The sequence below is a fragment of the Shewanella sp. BF02_Schw genome (assembly GCF_014596695.2).
In the GTDB taxonomy this organism is placed as follows: domain Bacteria; phylum Pseudomonadota; class Gammaproteobacteria; order Enterobacterales; family Shewanellaceae; genus Shewanella.
On the sequence record NZ_JABKAW020000014.1, the window covers coordinates 1 to 3211 of the forward strand.

At 49.7% G+C, this 3211-nt stretch carries 1 rRNA gene; it reads right to left on the reverse strand.

What is annotated here, in order from left to right:
- Positions 1-199: 199 nt before the first annotated feature.
- Positions 200-3104, reverse strand: a 23S ribosomal RNA gene (locus HNW13_RS23345).
- Positions 3105-3211 lie beyond the last annotated feature (107 nt).

The following is a 3211-nucleotide window of genomic DNA, read 5'->3' on the forward strand; positions in this document are numbered from 1 at the left end:
TTTTGTTTATCTAACGCACTATTCTTGATGCATTAAATAATAATTCGGAAAGCTGATTGCTTTTACTCTTATCAAGAGTCTTGAGTTCAACAAGTACACGGATGTACTTGATGTCATAAACGCATGGAGCATTTTATGACCACTGTTTAAGCGCCTCATTCTAATACTAAGTCGTATCAGTAAAACCCATCTGGGTTGTATGGTTAAGCCTCACGGGTCATTAGTACAAGTTAGCTCAACGCCTCACAACGCTTACACACCTTGCCTATCAACGTAGTAGTCTCCTACGGCCCTTTAGAGAGCTTAAAGCTCTAGGGATGACTCATCTTAGGGCTCGCTTCCCGCTTAGATGCTTTCAGCGGTTATCGATTCCGAACGTAGCTACCGGGCAATGCCATTGGCATGACAACCCGAACACCAGCGGTTCGTCCACTCCGGTCCTCTCGTACTAGGAGCAGCTCCCTTCAATCATCCAACGCCCACGGCAGATAGGGACCGAACTGTCTCACGACGTTCTGAACCCAGCTCGCGTACCACTTTAAATGGCGAACAGCCATACCCTTGGGACCGACTTCAGCCCCAGGATGTGATGAGCCGACATCGAGGTGCCAAACACCGCCGTCGATATGAACTCTTGGGCGGTATCAGCCTGTTATCCCCGGAGTACCTTTTATCCGTTGAGCGATGGCCCTTCCATTCAGAACCACCGGATCACTATGACCTACTTTCGTACCTGCTCGACGTGTATGTCTCGCAGTTAAGCTGGCTTATGCCATTGCACTAACCGTACGATGTCCGACCGTACTTAGCCAACCTTCGTGCTCCTCCGTTACTCTTTGGGAGGAGACCGCCCCAGTCAAACTACCCACCAGGCACTGTCCTCAACCCCGATAAGGGGCCAGAGTTAGAACATCAAAACTACAAGGGTGGTATTTCAAGATTGACTCCACTCAGACTAGCGTCCAAGCTTCAAAGTCTCCCACCTATCCTACACATGTAGGTTCAATGTTCAGTGCCAAGCTATAGTAAAGGTTCACGGGGTCTTTCCGTCTAGCCGCGGGTATACGGCATCTTCACCGCAATTTCAACTTCACTGAGTCTCGGCTGGAGACAGCGTGGCCATCATTACGCCATTCGTGCAGGTCGGAACTTACCCGACAAGGAATTTCGCTACCTTAGGACCGTTATAGTTACGGCCGCCGTTTACCGGGGCTTCGATCATGAGCTTCTCCGAAGATAACCCAATCAATTAACCTTCCGGCACCGGGCAGGCGTCACACCGTATACGTCATCTTGCGATTTTGCACAGTGCTGTGTTTTTGATAAACAGTTGCAGCCACCTGGTATCTGCGACTCCCGTCAGCTTAGAGAGCAAGTCTCATCACCAACAAGAGCGTACCTTCTCCCGAAGTTACGGTACCATTTTGCCTAGTTCCTTCAGCCGAGTTCTCTCAAGCGCCTTGGTATTCTCTACCCGACCACCTGTGTCGGTTTGGGGTACGATTCCCGCTAACCTGAAGCTTAGAAGATTTTCCTGGAAGCATGGCATCAACTACTTCATCACCTTAGTGACTCGTCATCAGCTCTCAGCCTGTACATTAAAGTACGATTTCCCGGATTTGCCTAAGAAATCAACCTACCACCTTAAACGCGGACTACCAACGCCGCGCTAGCCTAGCCTTCTCCGTCTCTCCATCGCAGTTAGCGGAAGTACAGAAATATTAATCTGTTTCCCATCGATTACGCCTTTCGGCCTCACCTTAGGGGTCGACTCACCCTGCCCCGATTAACGTTGGACAGGAACCCTTGGTCTTCCGGCGAGGGAGTTTTTCACTCCCTTTATCGTTACTCATGTCAGCATTCGCACTTCTGATACGTCCAGTGTGGGTTACCCCTTCACCTTCAACCGCTTACAGAACGCTCCTCTACCGCGCACTTCCTAAGAAATGCACCCGTAGCTTCGGTGGTATGTTTAGCCCCGTTAAATCTTCCGCGCAGGCCGACTCGACTAGTGAGCTATTACGCTTTCTTTAAATGATGGCTGCTTCTAAGCCAACATCCTAGCTGTCTAAGCCTTCCCACATCGTTTCCCACTTAACATACACTTTGGGACCTTAGCTGACGGTCTGGGTTGTTTCCCTTTTGACAACGGACGTTAGCACCCGCTGTCTGTCTCCCGAGTAGTACTCATTGGTATTCGGAGTTTGCAAAGGGTTGGTAAGTCGGGATGACCCCCTAGCCTTAACAGTGCTCTACCCCCAATGGTATTCGCTCGAGGCGCTACCTAAATAGCTTTCGAGGAGAACCAGATATCTCCGAGTTTGATTGGCCTTTCACCCCCAGCCACAAGTCATCCGCTCATTTTTCAACATAAGTCGGTTCGGTCCTCCAGTTGATGTTACTCAACCTTCAACCTGCCCATGGCTAGATCACTCGGTTTCGGGTCTACACCTTGCAACTAAACGCGCAGTTAACACTCGGTTTCCCTACGGCTCCGCTATTCGCTTAACCTCGCTACAAAATGTAAGTCGCTGACCCATTATACAAAAGGTACGCAGTCACGGTCTCAAGAACCGCTCCCACTGCTTGTACGTATACGGTTTCAGGTTCTATTTCACTCCCCTCACAGGGGTTCTTTTCGCCTTTCCCTCACGGTACTGGTTCACTATCGGTCAGTCAGGAGTATTTAGCCTTGGAGGATGGTCCCCCCATATTCAAACAGGATGTCACGTGTCCCGCCTTACTCGTTTTCATCTATGGTTAGTTTTCATGTACGGGGCTATCACCCTGTGCCGCTGTGCTTTCCAACACATTCCACTAACACCCCATAGACTTAAGGGCTAATCCCCGTTCGCTCGCCGCTACTAGGGGAATCTCGGTTGATTTCTTTTCCTCCGGGTACTTAGATGTTTCAGTTCCCCGGGTTTGCCTCACTACACTATGTATTCATGTAGTGATAACAGCTTATGCTGCTGGGTTTCCCCATTCGGATATCGTTAGCTCAAATGCTTATTACTAGCTCGCCAACGCTTTTCGCAAGTTATTACGTCCTTCATCGCCTCTGACTGCCAAGGCATCCACCGTATACGCTTGGTCACTTAACCATACAACCCAAATGAGTTTCACTTGCGTGAACATCTGGGCCATATCATGACCAGCTGGTTTTTACTTGTCTCACCTCCGACCAGGAAGTGGACTCGCCTTAGTTTTT